Origin of the sequence: Nonomuraea sp. NPDC049400, assembly GCF_044466425.1 — a bacterium.
GTDB lineage: Bacteria > Actinomycetota > Actinomycetes > Streptosporangiales > Streptosporangiaceae > Nonomuraea.
On the sequence record NZ_JBITMP010000059.1, the window covers coordinates 39,062 to 59,298 of the forward strand.

Sequence of the window (20,237 nt, forward strand, 5' to 3'; positions counted from 1 at the left end):
AGAGATCGACCTGACGGGTCAAGGCGGAGCGCCCGCAGGCCCGTCGGTCCACACGTCAAGCACTGATCCGTACGGACGTGAGCCTGGAACGCCGAATTGCTCTCGGCTGATGGGGCACGAGTAAGGACGAAACACCGCACTGATTTTGGCCTACGGAGAAGCGTCTGACCAGGTCAGCGATCGGACATTCTCCGGACTTTTGCGGCAATCAAGGCAGCGGCGGTGTGCCGCAAGCGGACCTGGTCGGCTGCCAAACCGCACAAGCAGACGGGCCCGTCCCGACCCATGCTCCCTGATCAACCTCAGGGGGATTCAAAACACCTTCTCAAGCGCGGCGCGGACAGAATGTCAATGGCTCGCACGGATCTGAATGCCAGTGACCGGAGCGCTGTCGTCTGCGGTGGTCCGCCATACGGTATCGGCGTCCGGGCAGCGTCGCCGTACAGCAGCTCCTGAAGATAATTCGATCCCGTCGAACCCGCGACGCGGGAACGACCCGATAGGCCCCCGCCCGGTCCGCACCCACCATAACCTGCGCCTTACACGGCAACTCGAAGCCGTATCAGAGCGATGTCAGCTCCGTGTTAGGTCGCCGGGCCACACTTCCCGGCATGGACACAGCAATGCGGCCCCCGGCCGACACCCAAGGCGCACAGCCGAAAGGCTTCGTCGCCAAGCTCCTCGCCGACCGCCACTCCGTCCCGTTCTCCATCGCACTGCACCTGGTGCCCGGCGCCGTCATCGTCGCCGTGTACGCCTTCATCGCCGCCCCCCTGGTCCGGGCGATGAACTTCCCGATCTTCCTGGCCTGGGCCATCGCCCTCGCGGTTGTGCTCTTCCCGCTCCAGCTCTTCCTGCTGTGGCTGGGCAAGAAGCAGACCGGCCGCTTCACAATGAAGGGCGTCGTCCACTACCGCGACAAACCGCTCTCGCGCGGCAAGGTCTTCTGGCTCGGGGCCGCGTGCCTCGTGTGGATGACCGTGGTCTCGCTCTCGCTGACCCCGCTGGACAACATCGTCTACGACTGGTTCTTCACCTGGGTGGACTACCAGGGCGCCGGCCCCGACGGCACCGCCTACCTCCAGGGCTACCCGCAGGAGGTCGTGCTCACCACGCTGCTCATCTGCGCGCCGTTCACCGGCTTCACCCTGCCCCTGCTCGAGGAGTACTACTTCCGCGGCTTCCTGCTGCCCCGCCTCCCGCAGCTCGGCAAGTGGGCCCCGTTCTTCAACACCTTCTTCTTCTCGGTGTACCACTTCTGGGCCCCTTGGACGGTCCTGTCGAAGCTCGTCTTCCTCTACCCGGGCGTCTGGCTCGCCTGGAAGAAGCAGGACATCCGCATCTCGATCGCCATGCACCCCGGCTCGGCGCTGCTGATGACCGTGGTCGGCGTCATCGCCCTCGCCTCCGGCGCCTACTCCATGTAAGACCGCCCCGAAACGAGGGGCGCCGCCCGCCGGCCGAGGACCGGATGCCCCCTCCAGAGCAGGCCGCAAGCGCGCCAAGCATCGCCACCAAACAGGAAGCCGGACGGCCCAGGAAGCTCCCGGTACGCATTGACACGGTGTAACGTTTGCGTGGCTTCGTGCGAATGCTTAAAAGGTGGATCGCAGTCCTTGACGGCCATGGACGATGGATCGCGCATGGAAGCCCTTCAGTATGACCTGCGAGAAAATATCCCCGCCGATGCGGAGTGGTCGCCCCGTCACGGCCCTGGTCTTGTGGCTCCGCCATGCTGAGGTGGGTAATCCTGGGCCTGGTGACACTTGTTGCGATTGTGGCCTTCGTGGCGCTGGAACGCCAATCAAGGGTGAACGGAATAATAGACTGGGCGAAGGTCGCCGCGAGAGCAGCCCTCGTCCTGGCCTTGTACGCGACTTTGGTGCCGATCATTTTCAACGTGTTGCCGACCGCGCCAAATCAGTCCGACGCCTCCACCAGCACTTCTCGATCGGCGGAAGCGGGGAAATCCGCGTCGGCCCTGGCGGCAGCGCAGGAGGAGGCCGCCGATCGCATCAACGCATGCGAGTCGGCGCATGGCATGCCCAAGGCGGATCATATCGAATACATATTGGAAGCACCTTCCCGATTCATGCACTGCGAATGGCCGCCATCGTCTCTCGCGGATGCGGACGGATACTGGGAGATCCGGGTGTTGAGGACCAACGGGCCAGGCGATTCCGAGGCCTCAGGAATGAGCGCCGCGAACCGGGTGAACGGCCCTTGTGAGTCGTTTCTGCTGACGTACGACTACGGCCACATGGGAGATTCTCGCCACCTCAAGCCATTTAAAATAGGCCGGGGCGAGATCTATATAACAGATTATGATGCCGGTGGCGTCCGGTGGACCGGCGACCGGTCCACCCTGCCGTTCTATCCGGCCAGAGACGAAGCGGTGGTTCTTACCAGTGGTCACTACCTCCTGATGAATGCCGCGTGCGCCCGATAGGTCCGCTCGCACCCCTCACCGAGGCACCTCAGCGCGGCCTTCGTTCGTCCCGCCGCGAGGGATGCGTACGAGCAGCGGTCCTTCCGCGGCGCGTGCACGGATACGCAGGGACGGGTCGGCGATTCCTGGGCGGACGAGGCCGATGCGCCGCCCGCTTGGTGATAGCGAGATCGCCTCTGGGTCGAACAACTGCTTGATGTGGGCCGCGAACGACGGATCGGGGTTGATCCGGAACTCCGGCAGCGACAGCGCCATGGTCTCCCGGCCAGGAGTGTTCACGAGTGACGTTGCCCTGCGACGAGGCAGCTGCCTGGAAGATCGCTTCCCGAAATGGCTTGATCGTTTCCCGCTTGGGCCGACGGCGGCGTGCCAGTATCTCCTCACGGCAGAGGGCGTGGTGAAGATCTGGAAGATGGAAGAAGGGCGGGGTGTGATCGCTTCGCCCGAATTGCCCCCAGGGCACGGCACCTGGGTGCGCTTCAGCGACATTCTGGCCCGGGATACCGAACGCTGGAGATCGGCGGCCGCGTGGAGTTTTGAGGTCGTCCAGCGTAGGCAGGATGGCTTCACCTTCGTCGCGACCGATGTCCGCAAGGTGTGATCTTCTACAGCTCTGCAGCCGGGCCTGGAAGTGGCACGCGATCATGCCGGCTGGTCCGGGTCATCTGGGACCATGTTTCGTGATCTTGTCGATGGTGTACGCCGTCACCCGGCATCTGTTGTCTGAGGTGCCCACCTCCAGCTCATGCTGATGTGACGGCGGGCGTAGACACAACGGCCTTCCGGCGATCTGCACCTGCTGATGATGTCATCCGCCAAGTATGGTCTTGCAGGGCTTGCGCCCCGGCGCCAAGATCAGGAGCATGGGCCATGTGGGATGCATTCGGCTCATGTTGAAAACGCACAGCCCCGACCACGTCGCGCAAGCGGGAACGACTGGCCCATGCTATTGATCGCGTCACGGGCGACGAACCGTGACGACGGGCCCATGCTCCTCGCGTAAGGCCCGAAGAAGTCGGGCAAGACGGCGCAGGCCCTGTGCGACGGCCGGATGGGAAGGCACGCCGGGCCAACGGAGGTACTGGCGGGTGAAGGAACTTGCCGCGGTGTCGCGCCGGCGTCCGTGTCAGCGCGGCAACGGCCCGGTGTCAGCGCTTCCGGCGAAGGTTGATGCCATGAACAGATCAGCAAGTGCCTTCTCGCGGTCGCGGGCACTCACGCCGCGCCCGTGGCGATCGAACGCTCCGGTGGGGTAACACAACAGCCTCCGCCCAAGGGATGGCCGACTTGCTCACGAACAGCGGTCAGGCCGCCCACACCCACCCACTCGAGATTCAGGCTCGCATCTCCGCTATTCGGTGTTGCTAGGTATCGGTAGTCGGTGTTACTTTGTACCGGTAGTCAGCACCACCAAGTAGCTGGAAGGGGGGTGCTCCATGGGCAAGCAGATGACCGAAATGCTCAAGGGAACGCTGGAGGGCATCGTCCTGGCGATCCTGGGCGGCCGGCCCGCCTACGGCTACGAGATCACGGCCTGGCTCCGTGACCGAGGCTTCGCCGACATCGCCGAAGGCACCATCTACGCCCTGCTCGTCCGCATTGAGCAGCGCGGCCTGGTCGACGTGGCGAAGGTGCCGTCCGAGAAGGGGCCACCGCGCAAGGTGTACTCCCTGAACGCTCAGGGACGGGAGTACCTCGAAGAGTTCTGGAGGACCTGGAGCTTCCTCGCAGAACGCCTCGAACAGCTCCGCGAAGGGGGCAAGTAGACATGACCACAGAGTCGAACGAGCCGCGCAGCCGCCTCCAGCAGGCACTGGAGCTCGTCACCGGGTCGCTGGAGGAGAAGAAGCGCTGGCGGCAGTACAAGGCGCGCGTCAAGGCGCTGCCCGAGAACTACCGCATCGCGGTCGAGGCGCTGGAGCGGTACCTGATGCACTTCGGGCCGGCCGACGGGGCCGGCGCGATGACGATGTACGAGGACCTCGCCGACCTGTTCGAGCAGAGCGCGGCGGACGGGACCCCGATCCGCGACCTCTTCGGGGACGACCCCATCGCGTTCGTCGAGGCGTTCATGGCCAACTACCCGCTCGGCCAGTACCGGGCCCGCGAGCGCAACCGCTTCACCAGCGCCATCGAGCGCGCCGCGAGAGAGGACAGGACACAGTGATGAGGAACCAGCAAGCCCCGGCGATCCAGGTGCACGGCCTGGAGAAGTCCTACAAGGAGCTGCGCGTGCTGCGCGGCGTGGACTTCGAGGTGGCGCGGGGCAGCATCTTCGCCCTGCTCGGCTCGAACGGCGCGGGCAAGACCACCGCCGTGAAGATCCTTTCCACGCTGCTCAAGGCCGACGCCGGCACTGCCCGCGTCAACGGCTTCGACGTGGCCACGCAGGCCGCGGACGTGCGCGAGTCGATCAGCCTCACCGGGCAGTTCGCCGCCGTGGACGAGATCCTCAGCGGGCGGGAGAACCTCGTCCTGGTCGCCAGGCTGCGGCACCTCAAGAACCCGGGCAAGGTCGCCGATGACCTGCTGCACCGGTTCTCGCTGACGGACGCGGGCGGGCGGAAGGTGGCCACGTACTCGGGCGGCATGCGCCGCCGCCTGGACATCGCGATGAGCCTGATCGGCAACCCGCCGGTCATCTTCCTGGACGAGCCCACGACCGGCCTCGACCCCCAGGCGCGCATCGAGGTCTGGCAGGCCGTCAAGGAGCTCGCCGAGGGCGGCACCACGGTGCTGCTCACCACCCAGTACCTGGACGAGGCCGAGCAGCTCGCCGACCGGATCGCGATCCTGCACGAGGGCCGCATCCTCGTCAACGGCACGCTGGACGAGCTCAAGCAACTGCTCCCGCCCGCCAAGGTCGAATACATCGAGAAGCAGCCGACCCTCGAGGACGTCTTCCTCTCCCTCGTCGGCACGAAAGCCTGAGGAACCACGATGAGCAAGCACTTCTTCGGCGACACCGCCGTCCTGCTGGGACGTTCCCTGCGCCACATCACCCGCAGCCCCGACACCATCATCACCACCGCGATCATGCCGATCGCGATGATGCTGATGTTCGTCTACGTCTTCGGCGGCGCGATCAACATCGGATCGAACTCCTCCTACGTGAACTACATGCTGCCCGGCATCCTGCTCATCACGGTCGCCTCGGGCATCGCCTACACCGCCTACCGGCTGTTCATGGACATGCAGGGCGGCATCTTCGAACGCTTCCAGTCCATGCCGACCGCACGCTCGTCGGTGTTGTGGGCGCACGTGCTGACCTCGCTGGTCGCCAACCTGGTCTCACTCGTGGTCGTGATGCTCGTGGCCCTGCTCATGGGCTTCCGCTCGGGGGCGGGCGTGCTGGCGTGGCTGTCGGTGGCGGGCATCCTGGTCCTGTTCACTCTGGCGCTGACCTGGATCGCCGTCATCCCCGGCCTGTCGGCCAAGACCATGGAAGGGGCGAGCGCGTTCTCCTACCCGCTCATCTTCCTGCCCTTCCTCAGCTCGGCCTTCGTGCCCACCGACACCATGCCCGGCCCGCTGCGCGTCTTCGCCGAGAACCAGCCGGCGACCTCCATCGTCAACGCCATCCGCGCCCTGTTCACCCAGCAGCCGGTCGGCAACGACATCTGGATCGCCCTCGCCTGGTGCGTCGGCATCCTCATCGTCGCCTACGCCTTCGCCATGAACACCTACCGCCGCAAGATCTCCTAGGAGGAGTGATCATGACTGAGTCCCCCTACACCCTCGCCACGATGCCGACCGAGCGTCAGCCCGGCTGCCCCTTCGACCCGCCCAAGGAGCTGATCGAGGCCCGCGAGCACGGCCCGATCAGCCGTTTCCCCTTCCCCGACGGGCACCAGGGCTGGCTGGTCACCGGCTACGACCTGGCCCGGTCGGTGCTGGCCGACCCGCGTTTCAGCTCCCGCCGGGAGTTCATGAAGCACCACCCGATCATCGACTACGGCGACATCGAGGTCCCCCCGGCGCCGCCCGGCGAGTTCCTGCTGATGGACGAGCCGCAGCACAGCCGCTACCGCAAGCCGCTGGTGGGCAAGTTCACCGTCCGGCGGATGCGCCTGCTCACCGAGCGCGTCGAGCAGGTCACCGCCGAGCACCTGGACGCCATGGAGAAGGCCGGGCCGACGGCCGACCTGGTCACCGCGTTCGCCAAGCCCATCCCCGCCATCGTGATCTGCGAACTGCTGGGCGTGCCGGACGCCGACCGCGGCTTCTTCCAGGAGAACATCGACGCCTTCCTCGGCGGCGAGGCCAGTGACGAGGAGGTAGGCGCCGCCTACGTCGCGACCCAGCAGTACCTCGCCGAGCTGGTCGCCGCCAAGCGCGCCAACCCGACCGACGACGTGCTCAGCGACCTGCTCGACAGCGACCTGACCGACGAGGAACTGCAGGGCATGGCGCTGATCCTGCTGTCGGCCGGCTTCGACACCACCGCCAACATGCTGGCACTGGGCACCTTCGCCCTGCTGCGGAACCCGGAGCAACTCGCCGCGCTGCGCGCCGACCCGGCGCTGACCGACCAGGCCGTGGAGGAACTGCTGCGCTACCTGAGCGTCGCCAAGCAGTTCTTCCGGGTCGCGCTGGAGGACGTCGAGCTGGGCGGCCACACCATCACCGCCGGCACGACGGTCATCATCGCCCTCAACACCGCCAACCGCGACCCCGGCCGCTTCCCCAACCCCCACACGCTCGACATCCACCGCCAGGACGGCGGCCACCTGGCCTTCAGCCACGGCATCCACCAGTGCCTGGGCCAGCAGCTCGCCCGCGTCGAGATGCGCGTCGCGTTCCCCGCCCTGTTCGGCCGCTTCCCCACGCTGCGCCTGGCCGTACCGGCCGAAGAGGTCGCCCTGCGACCGGAGGTCGCCGACATCTACGGCGTCAAGAGCCTCCCGGTCACCTGGGACGCGTAACCACGAACCGGACGTGGGCGGCTCAGTCACCGGAGCCGCGAAGCCGGACGTTCCTCGCACGCCCATTCGCGCGCCGCGCCGATCCAACTGTCCGCTCGATCCGGGCTTGCACCGTCACCACATGATGCCTACATGTCAGATCGTTTGGGAGGAACAGCAACATGACCAGCGGAACACCCGAGCAGGGACACGTCGGGCGCCGGACCGTGTTGAAGGGCGTGCTGGGTGCCGGCGCGATCGCCGGCACGCACGCCGCCCTCACCGGCTCCGCCAATGCCTCCGTGAACGATGGCGAGCGCGGTGTCGAGCACGGCTGGGGAAAGGTCGCCGACGCGTTCCGCGCGAACTTCCGGAATCCCGGCGAGGTCGGCGCGGCGTGCAGCGTGTACGTGGGCGGCCGCCCCGTCGTCAACCTGTGGGGCGGCCTGGCCGATCGCGAGGCGAGGCGGCCGTGGCGCGGGAACACCATCGTCCAGGTCGCCTCCACCGCGAAGGGCGCCACCGCGATCTGCGCGCACCTGCTGGTCCAGCGCGGATTGCTGGATCTGGACGCCCCGGTGGCGCAGTACTGGCCGGAGTTCGCCGCCGCCGGCAAGGAGCAGATCCCGGTGCGCTGGTTACTGTCGCACCAGGCCGGCCTGCCCATCGTGGAGGGGCCGCTGACGTTCGAGCAGGCGTGCGCCTGGCACCCCGTCATCCGTGCGCTGGAGGCGCAGCAGCCGCTGTGGCAGCCGGGCACCGAGCACGTCTACCACAGCGTCACCTACGGGTTCCTGGTCGGCGAGGTCGTACGCCGGATCACCGGCAAGACACTCGGCACGTTCTTCGCCGAGGAGGTGGCCACCCCGCTCGGGCTGAGCGCCTGGATCGGGCTGCCGGAGAAGCAGGAGAAGCGGGTGGCCCGGCTCCACGAGGCCGCCCCGTTCAGCCTGGAGGAGCTGCTGGCCGGGATGATCGCGACCACCGGCCTCGACGCGGACACGGTCACCGCCTGGGTGAACGCAGTGTGGGCTCCCGGCTCGGTCCAGGCCCGCGCAGGCGAGCTCGGCGGCGCTGCTCGCCGACGCCCGATCGGTGGCTCGCATGTACGCCGCCACAGTCAGCGACGTCGATGGGGTACGGCCCGACGACCCGCGCGCGGCGAACCTGGCCAAGGCCGTCCGCGCCTGCCTCGGCTGACGGCAGCCCAGCACCCTGTTCGAGATCGGGCAAGGCCGGTCCGGTGAACAGGCCGAAGCAAGATCACCGCTGAGTCCCTACGGTGAAGGTGCTCTGCGCGTGACATCGCCACGGGCTGACGGAAGGAAACCCGATGACACAGGAGATCCCCGTGCAGGGTCTTGAGAAGTCCTCCCCGCCGGCGCTGCGCGCGTCCGATGCGGACCGCGACCGGGTCACCGAGCTGCTGCGCACCGCCGTCGCCGACGGCCGACTCGATCTGGTCGAGTTCGACGAGCGGCTGGACGCGGCGCTGCCCGCCCGCACCATCGACGCGCTGGCCCCGCTCGTCACCGACCTGATCGTGGTGCCGGGCAACGGCGGCGCACTCGTACTGCCGTCTACCGGGCCACCGGGCGAGCTGCTCACCATCCCCGATCCCGAGGAAGCGCAAGCGGCAGGCCAAGCATTGGCCGCTGCCGACCGCGACGGCGCAGGGGCCGGATGCACGCTCGGGCAGTGGCTGGCACGCTGGCCGGCCACCAAGGATGCCCTGCGTCCGTCGACCCGGCAAGGCTACGCCACGCACATCCGCCTCTACCTCATCCCCCACCTGGGACGGATCCGGATGCACCAGCTGACCTCTCGCGACGTCAACAGGCTGCTCGCGGCGCTGGCGTCCCGCCCCTCGCCGACCGGCCGCCGGTTGTCGCCGGCCACCGTGGTGCGGATCCACGCCACCTTGCGGACCGCGCAGAACGCGGCGGTGCGCGCCCGGCTGATCCCGGTAAACCCGGCCAACGGCGCCGAACTGCCCCATCCCCGGCGACCACATCCAGTGATCTGGACCACCGGACGGGCGGCCCGGAGGCAGCAGGTGGGAGAGCGTCCAGCGGTGGCGGTCCGGACCGAACGGCAGCCCGCGGCGCTCCTGGCCGGCGTGGCGCAGGACGGCCTGTATGCCGCCTGGTGGCTGGCCGCGCTACGCGGCCTGCGCCGCGGTGAACTGGCCGGGCGCCATCAGCGCCGCTGGCCCGTCGTCCAGGACTCCCGGAGCGCTCCATCACGACGTGGCAGGTGCTCATCGATCCAGTCAGCGAGTACTTTGTCGTAGCTCTGATCGGGGAAAGGACTGACTCGTCATTCTTCCCGGACCGAGGGCAGGGACCGTGCCCAGCCTCGGAGACGACACCGCCATCGGGCACACGATCGGCGCCGTTCGTGACGGAACCGGTGAGGGCGCGCTCATCACCTCAGTGGTGAACGCGCCCTCGCAATAAAGCCCTCAGACTGAGGGCGCAGCGCGCCTGGGCAGTACCCAGTCCGGACGCGGGAAGTGGCACGTGTAGCCGTTCGGGTACGCGATCAGGTAGTCCTGGTGCTCGGGTTCGGCCTCCCAGAACGGCCCTGCGGGCTCGATCGTCGTCACGGCCTTACCCGGCCACAGGCCCGACGCATCGACATCGGCGATCGTGTCACGTGCGACCTTCTCCTGTTCGGGGGTGAGCGGGAAGATCGCCGAGCGGTAGCTCGTGCCGATGTCGTTGCCCTGACGGTTCAACGTCGACGGGTCGTGGATCTGGAAGAAGAACGCCAGGATGTCACGGTAGGTCGTCTGCGCCGGATCGAAGACGATCTCGACCGCCTCGGCGTGGCCGGGGTGGTTGCGATACGTGGCGTGATCGTTGTCTCCGCCGGTGTATCCGACGCGTGTGTCCAGCACGCCTGGCTGCCGGCGAATGAGGTCCTCCATGCCCCAGAAACACCCGCCGGCCAGGATGGCCGTCTCGGTGCCCGGTTCGCGGGTGATCTGTCCGGTGTCATGAATTCCGCTGGTCATGATGCGTGCTCCTCTGTGCTGGTGGTGTCGGCCGTCTCGAACAGCGAGCGGTACTCGCCGTAGCCCTGCGTCTCGAGCTCGGAGACCGGGACGAAGCGCAGCGCCGCTGAGTTCATGCAGTACCTCTGGCCGCCGGCGTCGGCAGGACCGTCATCGAACACGTGCCCGAGGTGACTGTCAGCTCCGGTGGACCGCACCTCCGTGCGAGTCATCCCGAACGACCTGTCCGTCTCCGAGCGAACGGCGTCCGCCACGATCGGCTTGGTAAAACTCGGCCATCCGGTGCCGCTGTCGTACTTGTCGGTCGACGAGAACAGAGGCTGCCCGGAGACCACATCCACGTAGATCCCCGGCTCATGGTTGTTCCAGTACTCGTTGCGGAACGCCGGCTCCGTCCCGTCCTTTTGAGTGACGCGGAACTGGCTGTCGGTGAGGCGGCTCAGCGCCTCCGGAGTCTTGCTGTAGTCGTGCGACACGATATCTCCTCTTCTGACGTCGCTGGCTGCGGCGTCACTGGAAGTAACATCGCAGAGAATCGTTTTGGTCCCGGGTTCCTGAGAACTCGCTGTGACTGCGATCTCAGGTTCGGATGGAAGGGTCAGGTCCGGAAAGCCCGCGTCGACGAGTCTGCCGATGAACTCCAGACAGCATTCCTGCGAGACACGCACGAGCACGCTGCCGAACTTCGGAGCGTCTGAATCGCCCAGCCACCAGCGCGCACACGGCATCCAGGTCTGCCTGCAGACGAGCGGCACTGAGATGTTCTACTCTGGCCAACGCGGCCACCGCATGATCTTCAGATCCATCACACCTGAATGATCACAGCAGTGGTCGCTCGTCTTTCACCCAGCTACACGCACGCGTAGGCATGCACCGGCGTGCGTACCTGTGCTCAAGCATGCACCAGCGTGACCCAGCCCGTTTCCGGCTCACGTCTCATGTGCAGGCTGGAGTGCTAGCCCTAACGGCGCCGACGGCGGTCTCCGGTTCTCGTTATCCGCCCCGCAGATTGGCCCGTCAGACAGAGATCACCTGCGGTCGTTCTCTGCAGAGGTTTTCCAAAAAAGAACCTTGAAGTCCGGTCGTAGTCGGCCCACCGAAGAGCGCCGCCAGCTGCCGGGTGGTGGCCCTGGACGCGGAGACCGTGCGGATGCTGACCCGGCACCGCGAGCGCCAAGAGGAACTGAGCGTGACGGCAGGAACCCACTGGCAGAACTCGGGATACGTGTTCACCACCGCCGACGGCGCGCCGCTGCGGCCGGACTACCTCACCGGCCGGTTCCGCCGGCTGGTGACCGCCTCCGGGCAACCGCCGATCCGGCTGCACGACCTGCGACACGGCGCCGCCACGCTGGCGCTGGCCGCGCGCACCGATCTGAAGGTGGTGCAGGCCATGCTCGGGCACGCCAGCATCGTGCTGACCGCCGACACCTACGTCTCGGTGCTGCCTGAGGTGGCCCACGAAACCGCCCGGGAGACGGCCCGGCTGGTGCTGAATGCCGCGTCCGCGCTGGGGCGGGAGCTCAGCGTCTGACTCAGCTTTGCCTCATATTTGCCCCATGCGGTCCCAGCGCACCCGTACGCGGTCTCCGAGATCGCGTACCCGCAGGTCGGTGACCGGCAGGCCGACCCCGGCCAGCAGGTGGCGTGAGGACTCCGCGCTCGCTGGCGGCCCTGGCCCCCGGCCGATCACGTCCAGCACCGCCCACTTGCAGAAGTCGCAGCGGTCACGCCTGTTCGCGCGGTAGCCGGGACTGGCCGTCTCGGCCGTGCGGGGGCAGTAGGTGCCGTACGCCGAGGGAAGCCCGCGGACCCCGGGGCCGCGTTGAGTTCCTCGTTCACCAGGCTGTCGGAGACCGCCGTCACGGCCAGCGTGCTCGCCTGGTGAGAGCAGGCTCGCGCAGGGTCGTCATGTTCGCCGGCAGTCGGCCGGCTCAGCTGTCGCCCGCGCGGAGTACCTCGCTCAGCCGTCGTCGGCGGCGTAGCGCCGATTCGACGGGCACCATGACGGCGACCGCCGCCAGGAACACGACCGCCACCAGGCCGAGCCCCCACCACGGCAACGCCAGGGCCGGATCGGCGCCGGTGAGCAGGCGCAGGGCGAGCGAGCCGAACGTCAGGCGGGCGAGCAGCACCCCGAGCAGCGGACCGCCCACAGCGGCGACCACCACCGGCGGCAGCAGCTCTCCCGCGGCGACCCAGCGAGCCTCCCGGGGCCGCAGCCCGATGGTGCGCAGCCGGATCAGGGTCTGCCATCGCTCCGGCGCGCCGGCCGCCGACCCGAGAGCGAGTCCCAGCAGGCCCAGAACCGGCAGGGTTACAGCCGAGACCCACGCCAACCGCAGCAGTCCCGAGGCCAGCGGCCCATCCGCGGTTCCGTGGCCGACAGCGGCACCAAAGGTGAGCGCGTACGAGGCCAAGGCCACGGAGGTCACGAGCACCAGCAGCGGTAGCACCCGGGCCGAGGTCGTCGCCGCCCTCGCGGCCCCGAACACCGCCAGCGGCCGGCTCGACCGCAGAAGCCGCTTGAGCACGAAGCGCATCCCGAGGGGCAGCGCCCGCGCCAGCATGAGCGCGCCTGCGAGCGCGCAGAGGGCGGGCGCGCTCGCAGGCAGCACCCCGCCACCGATTCCACGCTGGTACAGAGCGACGAGGGCGCCGGACGCGGCCACCAGCGCCCCGGTCTCAAGAGCGGCCCGCCGCAGTCGTACGGTGTTACGCACCCACCGCCGCGCACTCCGGTTGGCCGGGACGCGGCGATCCCGGGTGGCGCGGGCGGCGGTGAGCGTGCCGAACGCCGGTCCGGCGGCGACGGCGGTGACCACCACGGGAGCCACCCACTCCCAGGAGACCCCCGGCGCGACGGCCCGGGCCAGGCCGAGCCCGGCCGCCGCGGCCAGCAGCGCCATCACGGCGGATTCGAGCAGCAGCTCGCCACCGATCACCGGTAGCGACATCCCTCTTTGCCGGGCGGCGGCCAGGGCGGGGGCACGGCGGTGTACCAGCAGGTCGGCGGCGAGCAGCAGGACCAGGACCGCGACGGCGAGCAGGGTGATGAGCAGGATGGACGCTTGCGCGGACGCGGCGTCGACCTGGGAGCTCACGTTCCGCAACACCCCGTCGAGCCGGGTCTCCCACTTCAGCGAGCCGTCCCGGGCGCCGGAGGAGCCGGAGGCCGCCTTGAGCGCGACCACCTTCGCGGCGACCGACGGGACCGCGTCCCAGGTGAGCCGGGTCGGGTCGGGCGTGAACCAGACGGTACGCCGCAACTCGTCCTGGCCGAAGGCGAGCCGGGCGTCGGGCAGCGAGTCGCGTGACAGCAGCCCGGCGAACCGGGTGCTTCCCGTGCCGTCCGCGCCGGCGACGGGACTCAGCAGCGAGGGGAGGAGCCGCCAGGCGGGATCGGCGCTGTCCCGAGGCCGGAAGATGCCGCTGACCTGGACCTTCTTGACATTCCCCTGGTCGTCTGCCAGCGGGATGCGGGCGCCGGGACGGAGCTGGAGAGCGGCGGCGTCCGCCTCCGACAGGCCCACCTGCACCGGCCACGGCGGCGCGCCGTAGGGAACCTCCGCCGTCGCGGAGGCGGTGGGCCGGGGCGGGCCGCCCGCGATCCAGGTCACGTCGGGCCCACCCTCGCGGGCCACGTAGGCGAGCTGGAACGTACGCAGCACGCTGCCATCGGTGATCTTGAGGGTGGGGCTGGTGACGGTGGCGACGGGTGGACGCAGGGCGGCGCGCAGGCCGGGGCCGAGTTCGTCCGTCGCCCTGGCTCGGAAGTCGTCGACGTCCTCGGCGAGGCGGGGGTGCCGGACGCGGCTGCCGGCCGGCCCGTCGTCGCTTTCCATGCGGGCGTGGACCTGGAGGTCGCCGCCGGTCCTGCGTACCGCGTCCCGTACGGCGGCGTCGGCGGTCGCGGACAACGTCGGCGGCATCGCGCCGGCGAGCAGCGTGACGACCGCCACCACGACGGCGGCCAGGAGCAGCGGCCCGGCGTCCGCGCGGGCGCGGCCGACGACGCTGGGCCAGTGCGGTGCCGGGATCCTCACGACGCCACCCGCAGATAAGCGGCATCGGCAAGCCGGGCCTGGACGACGACCACCGCGCTCACCGCCAGCGCGCACCCGGCCAGCAGCCCGGTGAGCAGGGCGGCCTCGGCGGCCCACGGCCAGACGGGCAGAACCTCGGGAACGGGAGCGGCGCCGGTATCGGAGCGGACGAGCAGAGGCGCGACGACGCGGGTGGCCAGCGCGCCGACGACCGCGCCCGCCGCGAGCAGCGGCAGCAGGATGCCGACGTGCTGGCCGAGCAGCACGGTACGGATCTCGCGCCGGGTCATCCCGAGACCCCGCAGGCGCGCCATCTCGACCGCGCGGGCCCGCAGGTCGAACGTCACGTGCAGGACGATCCCGGCGATCATCAGCAGCACCGCGGCCGGTACGAGCAGCCGGAGCACGGCCGGGAGCCCGGCCCGCAGCGGGCCGCCGGTGAGCCGGGCGGTCTCGGATGCGCGCGTGGTGACGCTGCCGAGGCGGAGATCGGCCGCATCTCCTCTGGCGGGATGGCCGACCCACCACGCGTCCACGGGCACGTCGAAGTCGCCGCTGACGGCGAGGGCACGGGAGAGGGCGTCGAAGTCGGCCAGGATGGCCGCGGCGCCCGGAGCGGACGGCACGGCCGGCAGCACCTCGGCCACGCTGACCTGTACGGGGGTGAGGCCGACGGTGAGGTCGAGCCGCGAGCCGCGCCGGGCGCCCACCTCGTCGGCGAAGCGGGCGGAGACGGCCACGGGCACCGGTCCCGGGGCCGGGAAGGCGGTGGCGACCAGGTTCCTGGCGGCGTCCGGCGGGCCCTTCAGCGCGACGGTCGTGGTCATCCTCAGCTCGGTGCCCGCGGAGGTGCTGGTCAGGGCGACGGCCGGATTGCCGAGCTGCCCGGGGGCCGGCCCGGCTGAGGTGGCGGTCCAGGGCGATGCCCCAGAGGCTGTTCCCGCCACGGTGAGCGTCACGGCGACGCGGCTGTCCCCCGTCGGGGGGTCCGCCAGGGCATCGGAGTGGCCGGTGCCCACGTTCCCCGTCGCGATCGCGAACGGAAGGGACACCGCGACCAGCCGGAGCCCTTCGGCCGTCGCGCAGTCCGGCAGCGGATGCGCTTTGCCGTCGAGCGGAATGGGCGCACCTGTGCAAGGAGTACGCAGCCCTGTCGCATCCTGCAGCAGCAGCCGGGGCGTCACGGTGAGCGGCGTCGGGCCGGTCGCGTTCCCGGCCAGGGAGAGCGCGGCCCCGGCCGGGACGGGAACACCGGCGGCGCGCGTCGGCGGCGCGAGAAGGGTGCCCACGGCGTTCCAGGTGCGACCGTCGTTCAGCCGTCCGCGCAGCAGCGCCTCGGCACGAGTGGTGTCCACGGCGATCAGCCGCGGCGGGTCACCGGCGCCGCCGAGCCACTGCCCGACCGCGACGCCACGATCGGTGGCCGGGCTCACCTCTCCCCCGCTGGCCGCGCCGACCACCGGGCCCTGCCCGGCGGCGGGAGGGGCGGTGAGGGTGAGCGCGAGATCGGTGCCGACGGACAGATCGGCCTGGTCCTGCTGGGAGCGCTGCCACGTGGCGTCGAACCCGATCCCGTACGTGGCCGCCGCACAGCCCAGCCCGATCAGCAGCCCCGCCGCGACCGCCTGTGGCCTGCGGGCGGCTTCGAACGCGGCCAGCGGCACCATCAACCCGCGAGCCCGGGCGGCCAGCCGTTCCACAACGCGCAACGCGGGCCACAGTAGGCGCAACGCCACTGCGGATCCGGCGATGAGCAGCAGCGCGGGAGCGAGCACCCGTACGGTGTCGACGGGAGACCCTGAACCGGTCGGCTGGTCGCGCAACTGCCACCAGCCGATGGCGGCGAGCGCCACGAGCAGCAGGTCGGCGCCGGATCGGGCGAGCAGCTCCCGCCGCCCGCGTACACCTCCGGAGGAGGTCCGCAGCGAGGGCACGACGAGCACCGCCGCCAGCGCCAGCGCGCCGCCGGCGACGGACAACACCTGTGCGGCGTTCACCCCGAAAGGCGTGGCGAGCCCGGCCCCGGCCATGGGCGGCAGCCGGGTCAGCCCGGCGTGCAGGGCGGACGAGGCCGGGATCGCGACCGCGGTGGCGAGCACGGCGAGCGCGCCGGCCTCGACGAGCGATGCGCCGGCGAGTTGACCGCGGCCGACCCCCAGCGCGGACAGCAGGGCGGTCTCGTCGCCGCGCACACCGGCGCTGAGCCGGCCGGCGAGGGCGAGGGCGGTCGCGGTCAGGACGAGTCCGATGGCGGCGACGGCGAGCACGGCGGCCGTGGTGACCCGCTGCTGATCGTGCGCGGCCAGCAGGGTCGAGGGCAATCGGGAGGCGACGCGCTGGATGCGTACCCGGTCGCCGAGCGTCTGCCCCAGCCGGCGGTCGGCGCCGAGCACGACCTGGGTGACGGTGTCGAGGTCGCGGCGGTTGGGGGCGGACAGGTCGGGGTGGGCGATGATCTCCAGCCGGTCGAGGGTGGAGCCGCCGCCGAGCAGGTCGGCGAGGTCGACGATGAACGGCCCGTACGCGTGAACCGAATGTGCGGAGCGGCCGTCGCGGTAGGCCAGATCGTAGCCGGTGGCGGCGAGGGGGTCACGCTCCCAGCCGGTGCCCGGCAGCGGGCGTACGATCCCGACCACGCTCACCTCGATCCCCTGGTCGGGATCGTCGGCCAGCTCTCTGCCGAGGCTGACCCGACTGCCGACGGTCAGGCCGAGCTGCCGCGCGGTGCTCTCCAGGACCACGGACTCCGCCGGCGCGGCACCCGCCCGAGGCAGGCGTCCGTCGGCCAGTTGCGTGCGGGCCGGCAGGTCCTCCACCCCCGACAGGTACGCCACAGCCGGAACACCGGCACCGGGGAGCGACCGCATCGCGGACGACGCGCGCGCGGCCGTCGTCGTCGCGAACGGAGCGAGGGCCGAGGTCAGCGCGGCGCGGATGTCGTCGGCGACGGATCTCGCGTGCTCGCCGCGAATGGTGACGGTGTAGGCGGTGACGTCGATCTGGTCAGGGGTGGCGCGAGAGGCGGCGGTCTCCAGCGCCTGCTCGGCGGTACGGGTGAGCAGGAGGGCGCAGGCGCCGAGCAGCGTGGGGCCGACCACGGCGACGGCCAGGAGGGCTGCCAGCAAGGGCCATTGCGCACGGGCTCGCCGGGCGACCAGTCTCAGCACGGACAGCTCTTACTGATCAAGAATCGCCCCGACCGTTGGAGCGTCCGTCGAGCTGCCCGTCAGAGCGCATGCCGGGATGCTCGTCGAGATGCCCGTCGTTGATGCGGATCACCCGATCCGCCAGCGCGAGCATCGTCGGATCATGCGTGGAGACCAGCGCCGTCACTCCCTCGGACTCCACCACCCCGCGCAGCAGTGCCATCACCGACAGACCGGTCTCGGCGTCCAGCTGCCCGGTCGGCTCGTCCGCGATCAGCAGCCGGGGCGAGGCGGCCAGCGCCCGGGCGATCGCCACCCGCTGCTGCTGCCCGCCGGACAGCTCAGCGGGTAGCTGCTCGGCATGGGCGGCCAGTCCGACCAGTTCCAGCAGCAGCGCGACCCGCCGCTCACGCTCCACCGGCGGTACGCGGGCCAGCCGCAGCGGGGCGCCCACATTCTCCGCGGCCGACAACACCGGGATCAGGCCGAAGGTCTGGAAGACGTACGAGACCTTCTCCCGCCGTAGCAGGGACAGGCCGTCCTCGTCGAGGGCGGTGACGTCCGTTCCGTCGACGAGGACCGTACCGGAGTCGGGGCGGTCCAGGCCGCCGATGATGTTGAGCAGCGTGGTCTTGCCGGAGCCGGACCGCCCGACGAGGGCGGTCATGGTGCCGGCCGCGAGCTCGAACGTCACGTCCCGCAACGCGTGCACGGCGGTCGCCCCGCTGCCGTACCGGCGATGAACGCCACGCACGCTGACCAGGGGCCCGCCGTTCATCCGGCCCCGCCGCCGTCGGGACGGATCGCGACGTGATCGGCCTCCAGCACCAGCCGGACCCGTCGCGTCAACGCCAGCGCCTCCCGGTAGTCGCGCGGCACCTGAATCCGCCCTGCCCGGTCCATCACCGCGTATTCCTCGGCGATCATCTGCGGGGCGCCGTCGTCTCCGGTGGCGGTACGCCGCAACACCTCGCTGCTCGTGCGCCCGTCGCGAATCGCCACCGTCCGCTCCACCTGCCCACTGACCGCGGGATCGTGGGTCACGATGACGACGGTGACGCCCAGCCGCCGGTTGATCTCCCGCAACAGCCCGAACACCGCGGCCGACGTGGCGCTGTCCAGTTCCCCGGTCGGCTCATCGGCCAGCAGCACCCTGGGCTCGTTGGCCAGGGCCACCGCGATGGCCACCCGCATCTGCTGCCCGCCGGACAGCTGCCCGGGCCGCCGCTCGGCGCACTCGGCGACGCCGAGCAGGTCCAGCAACTCGGCAGCGCGCCTGCGGCGTACCCGGCCGGGAGTGCGGGCCGCTGTCATCGGCAGGTCGACCATCTGCCGCGCGGTCAGGTACGGGATGAGGTTAGCGGCCGTCTGCTGGCGTACGAGTCCCACGGTGTGCCGCCGATACCGGACACGATCGGCCCGCGACATGTCCAGCAGATTCCACTGATCGACCCGCACCCGCCCGGCGGTGGGAGCGTCGACCCCGGCCAGGATGGACAACAACGTCGACTTCCCCGACCCGGACGCTCCGACGACGGCCACCATCTCCCCGCTGTCCACGACCAGGTCCAGCCCCTGCAGTGCCTGCACCTCGACCGACCCGGACTGGTAGATCCGCACCAGGCTCTCGCACACGATCAGCGCGTCTCGTCCGAACTCCGGCGCCTTCGCAGGAGGCTGCGGCAGGGATAAGGGCGTGATGGACATCCCCCTCCTCAACCCCGGCACGGCTCTGCCTCAGGGCCAGACTCTATCGTCCTCGCAAATCGGACCCCAAGCCCCTTTCACACCGCGGATCTCACCGTGCGCTCGCGTGAAGGGGGTGTCGATACTCCGTTCACAGTCGTGAGCTGCGGGTTTGCTTGGCTTCCCGGTCGGAGCAGTGGCCTGGGTCGCCGTCCGCTGAGGCCAAGCCGGAGGCGGCCCTCGGGGTGATCGGCCCGGTCCCCGCGCGGAGGCGGGGGCCGGGCCACATCCCATAGGACCAGCGCTTGAACTGCCGCGCGGTGTGTCTCCGTCGAATTCCTGCCAGTGCAGTGCCGTACCCGTAGGAGTCCCGATTCGATCGCTTCTGTGGTTGGTCGAGTCCGGCGCTGTGGTCCGTGGCCGGCCACGGACCACAGCATGGCCAGGGCGACGGTGGTGGCTTCTGCGAGCGAAGGACTGGGATCAGGGCCGCATGTCCGGATGGAGGGCTCGGGCGCACAGCGTGAGCGCTTCCGCGAGTGTCGTGCGGTCCGGGTCGTCGATCTCGGCGAGCATGACGGCTTCGATGCTGTCGAGGGAGCGGTCACATCGCCGGAGGGTGCTCAGGCCTTTCGGGGTAAGGCGGGTGCGCAGAGCGCGGCCGCCACGGGGATGCGGGTCGCGGCGGATCAGGCCGCGTTGTTCGAGATCGCGGATGACCAGGTTCATCGCCTGCGGGGTGACGAAGGCGATGCGGGCCAGGTCGGCCGAGGACGGGGCGTCACGCAGGCGCAGCTCGCTGAGCGCCATGTATTCGGTGGTCGTCATGCCGTGCCGGGCGAGCGCTTCATCCAGGCAGGCGCGGATGCGGCGTTCCAGCCGGAACACCAGGTAGCTCACACGGGGCGGCGGTGCATCCGGCGCAGCGGCCGCGGGGACACCCGGATCGGTCACCAGGAGACGATATCGCGCCCCCGTCAGAACGGG

Annotated in this window: 20 protein-coding genes; 11 read left to right on the forward strand and 9 right to left on the reverse strand. The window is 69.9% G+C overall.

Annotation, left to right across the window (positions count from 1 at the left end):
* The first annotated feature begins 611 nt into the window (after nucleotides 1-611).
* Nucleotides 612-1,427, forward strand: a complete 816-nt coding sequence (locus ACIBVN_RS50975) for a type II CAAX prenyl endopeptidase Rce1 family protein (protein ID WP_397148508.1) — start codon at nucleotides 612-614, stop codon at nucleotides 1,425-1,427.
* A 332-nt stretch (nucleotides 1,428-1,759) separates the two neighbouring features.
* Nucleotides 1,760-2,449 carry a hypothetical protein gene (locus ACIBVN_RS50980; RefSeq protein WP_397148510.1) on the forward strand — a complete coding sequence of 230 codons (690 nt, stop codon included), beginning with the start codon at nucleotides 1,760-1,762 and terminating at the stop codon, nucleotides 2,447-2,449.
* Nucleotides 2,450-2,464: 15 nt separating this feature from the next.
* Here the strand turns inward: ACIBVN_RS50980 and ACIBVN_RS50985 are convergent, their stop codons facing one another.
* Entirely contained in the window at nucleotides 2,465-2,728 is a 264-nt protein-coding gene (locus tag ACIBVN_RS50985) for a hypothetical protein (RefSeq protein ID WP_397148512.1), read from the reverse strand.
* Here ACIBVN_RS50985 and ACIBVN_RS50990 point away from each other — a divergent pair.
* From ACIBVN_RS50990 to ACIBVN_RS51025, 8 genes are all read left to right on the forward strand, one after another.
* Nucleotides 2,721-3,050 carry a hypothetical protein gene (locus tag ACIBVN_RS50990; RefSeq protein ID WP_397148514.1) on the forward strand — a complete coding sequence of 110 codons (330 nt, stop codon included), beginning with the start codon at nucleotides 2,721-2,723 and terminating at the stop codon, nucleotides 3,048-3,050. The two genes, ACIBVN_RS50985 and ACIBVN_RS50990, sit on opposite strands and share 8 nt — an antisense overlap.
* Before the next feature lie 835 nt (nucleotides 3,051-3,885).
* Nucleotides 3,886-4,215 (forward strand): PadR family transcriptional regulator, encoded by a 330-nt coding sequence (locus tag ACIBVN_RS50995; protein WP_397148516.1) that lies wholly within the window; start codon nucleotides 3,886-3,888, stop codon nucleotides 4,213-4,215.
* Between the two features lie 2 nt (nucleotides 4,216-4,217).
* Nucleotides 4,218-4,616 (forward strand): DUF1048 domain-containing protein, encoded by a 399-nt coding sequence (locus ACIBVN_RS51000; protein WP_397148518.1) that lies wholly within the window; start codon nucleotides 4,218-4,220, stop codon nucleotides 4,614-4,616.
* On the forward strand, nucleotides 4,616-5,380 hold the full coding sequence (locus ACIBVN_RS51005) for an ABC transporter ATP-binding protein (protein ID WP_397148520.1): 765 nt from the start codon (nucleotides 4,616-4,618) through the stop codon (nucleotides 5,378-5,380). Before ACIBVN_RS51000 ends, ACIBVN_RS51005 begins: the two co-directional genes overlap by 1 nt.
* A 9-nt stretch (nucleotides 5,381-5,389) precedes the next feature.
* Nucleotides 5,390-6,154: an ABC transporter permease gene (locus ACIBVN_RS51010; RefSeq protein ID WP_397148522.1), complete on the forward strand. Its 765-nt coding sequence runs from the start codon at nucleotides 5,390-5,392 to the stop codon at nucleotides 6,152-6,154.
* 11 nt (nucleotides 6,155-6,165) lie between these two features.
* Nucleotides 6,166-7,374 (forward strand): cytochrome P450, encoded by a 1,209-nt coding sequence (locus ACIBVN_RS51015; RefSeq protein WP_397148523.1) that lies wholly within the window; start codon nucleotides 6,166-6,168, stop codon nucleotides 7,372-7,374.
* A gap of 161 nt (nucleotides 7,375-7,535) precedes the next feature.
* Entirely contained in the window at nucleotides 7,536-8,600 is a 1,065-nt protein-coding gene (locus ACIBVN_RS51020; RefSeq protein WP_397148524.1) for a serine hydrolase domain-containing protein, read from the forward strand.
* Between the two features lie 86 nt (nucleotides 8,601-8,686).
* Nucleotides 8,687-9,646, forward strand: coding sequence for a DUF1707 domain-containing protein (locus tag ACIBVN_RS51025; protein ID WP_397148526.1), 960 nt, complete (start codon nucleotides 8,687-8,689; stop codon nucleotides 9,644-9,646).
* 171 nt (nucleotides 9,647-9,817) lie between these two features.
* Here the strand turns inward: ACIBVN_RS51025 and msrA are convergent, their stop codons facing one another.
* Both msrA and msrB read right to left on the reverse strand, forming a co-directional pair.
* Entirely contained in the window at nucleotides 9,818-10,372 is a 555-nt protein-coding gene (msrA, locus tag ACIBVN_RS51030; RefSeq protein ID WP_397148528.1) for a peptide-methionine (S)-S-oxide reductase MsrA, read from the reverse strand.
* Complete coding sequence (msrB, locus tag ACIBVN_RS51035) at nucleotides 10,369-10,848, reverse strand: peptide-methionine (R)-S-oxide reductase MsrB (RefSeq protein ID WP_349449802.1); 480 nt, start codon at nucleotides 10,846-10,848, stop codon at nucleotides 10,369-10,371. The genes msrA and msrB overlap by 4 nt, the downstream gene beginning before the upstream one ends.
* 647 nt (nucleotides 10,849-11,495) lie before the next feature.
* Here msrB and ACIBVN_RS51040 point away from each other — a divergent pair.
* On the forward strand, nucleotides 11,496-11,906 hold the full coding sequence (locus tag ACIBVN_RS51040; protein ID WP_397148530.1) for a tyrosine-type recombinase/integrase: 411 nt from the start codon (nucleotides 11,496-11,498) through the stop codon (nucleotides 11,904-11,906).
* 12 nt (nucleotides 11,907-11,918) lie between these two features.
* On the opposite strand, the gene ACIBVN_RS51045 is transcribed toward ACIBVN_RS51040, so the two are convergent.
* From ACIBVN_RS51045 to ACIBVN_RS51070, 6 genes are all read right to left on the reverse strand, one after another.
* Nucleotides 11,919-12,074: a hypothetical protein gene (locus tag ACIBVN_RS51045; RefSeq protein ID WP_397148532.1), complete on the reverse strand. Its 156-nt coding sequence runs from the start codon at nucleotides 12,072-12,074 to the stop codon at nucleotides 11,919-11,921.
* Between the two features lie 232 nt (nucleotides 12,075-12,306).
* Nucleotides 12,307-14,418, reverse strand: coding sequence for an FtsX-like permease family protein (locus ACIBVN_RS51050; RefSeq protein WP_397148534.1), 2,112 nt, complete (start codon nucleotides 14,416-14,418; stop codon nucleotides 12,307-12,309).
* Nucleotides 14,415-17,585 (reverse strand): FtsX-like permease family protein, encoded by a 3,171-nt coding sequence (locus ACIBVN_RS51055; protein WP_397148536.1) that lies wholly within the window; start codon nucleotides 17,583-17,585, stop codon nucleotides 14,415-14,417. Before ACIBVN_RS51055 ends, ACIBVN_RS51050 begins: the two co-directional genes overlap by 4 nt.
* A 16-nt stretch (nucleotides 17,586-17,601) precedes the next feature.
* On the reverse strand, nucleotides 17,602-18,342 hold the full coding sequence (locus ACIBVN_RS51060; RefSeq protein WP_349449742.1) for an ABC transporter ATP-binding protein: 741 nt from the start codon (nucleotides 18,340-18,342) through the stop codon (nucleotides 17,602-17,604).
* The gene (locus tag ACIBVN_RS51065) at nucleotides 18,339-19,271 is read right to left on the reverse strand and encodes an ATP-binding cassette domain-containing protein (protein WP_397148538.1); all 933 of its coding nucleotides are present in this window, start codon (nucleotides 19,269-19,271) and stop codon (nucleotides 18,339-18,341) included. The genes ACIBVN_RS51060 and ACIBVN_RS51065 overlap by 4 nt, the downstream gene beginning before the upstream one ends.
* Nucleotides 19,272-19,733: 462 nt before the next feature.
* Nucleotides 19,734-20,204 (reverse strand): MarR family transcriptional regulator, encoded by a 471-nt coding sequence (locus tag ACIBVN_RS51070; RefSeq protein ID WP_349449740.1) that lies wholly within the window; start codon nucleotides 20,202-20,204, stop codon nucleotides 19,734-19,736.
* Nucleotides 20,205-20,237 lie beyond the last annotated feature (33 nt).

Coding starts and splice junctions, on each gene's coding strand:
- ACIBVN_RS51005 (WP_397148520.1), top strand. CDS start 4,616: ATGAGGAACCAGCAAGCCCCGGCGATCCAGGTGCACGGCCTGGAGAAG.
- ACIBVN_RS51060 (WP_349449742.1), bottom strand. CDS start 18,342: ATGAACGGCGGGCCCCTGGTCAGCGTGCGTGGCGTTCATCGCCGGTAC.
- ACIBVN_RS50995 (WP_397148516.1), top strand. CDS start 3,886: ATGGGCAAGCAGATGACCGAAATGCTCAAGGGAACGCTGGAGGGCATC.
- ACIBVN_RS51015 (WP_397148523.1), top strand. CDS start 6,166: ATGACTGAGTCCCCCTACACCCTCGCCACGATGCCGACCGAGCGTCAG.
- ACIBVN_RS51025 (WP_397148526.1), top strand. CDS start 8,687: ATGACACAGGAGATCCCCGTGCAGGGTCTTGAGAAGTCCTCCCCGCCG.
- ACIBVN_RS51020 (WP_397148524.1), top strand. CDS start 7,536: ATGACCAGCGGAACACCCGAGCAGGGACACGTCGGGCGCCGGACCGTG.
- ACIBVN_RS50975 (WP_397148508.1), top strand. CDS start 612: ATGGACACAGCAATGCGGCCCCCGGCCGACACCCAAGGCGCACAGCCG.
- ACIBVN_RS51010 (WP_397148522.1), top strand. CDS start 5,390: ATGAGCAAGCACTTCTTCGGCGACACCGCCGTCCTGCTGGGACGTTCC.
- msrA (WP_397148528.1), bottom strand. CDS start 10,372: ATGACCAGCGGAATTCATGACACCGGACAGATCACCCGCGAACCGGGC.
- ACIBVN_RS51000 (WP_397148518.1), top strand. CDS start 4,218: ATGACCACAGAGTCGAACGAGCCGCGCAGCCGCCTCCAGCAGGCACTG.
- ACIBVN_RS51065 (WP_397148538.1), bottom strand. CDS start 19,271: ATGTCCATCACGCCCTTATCCCTGCCGCAGCCTCCTGCGAAGGCGCCG.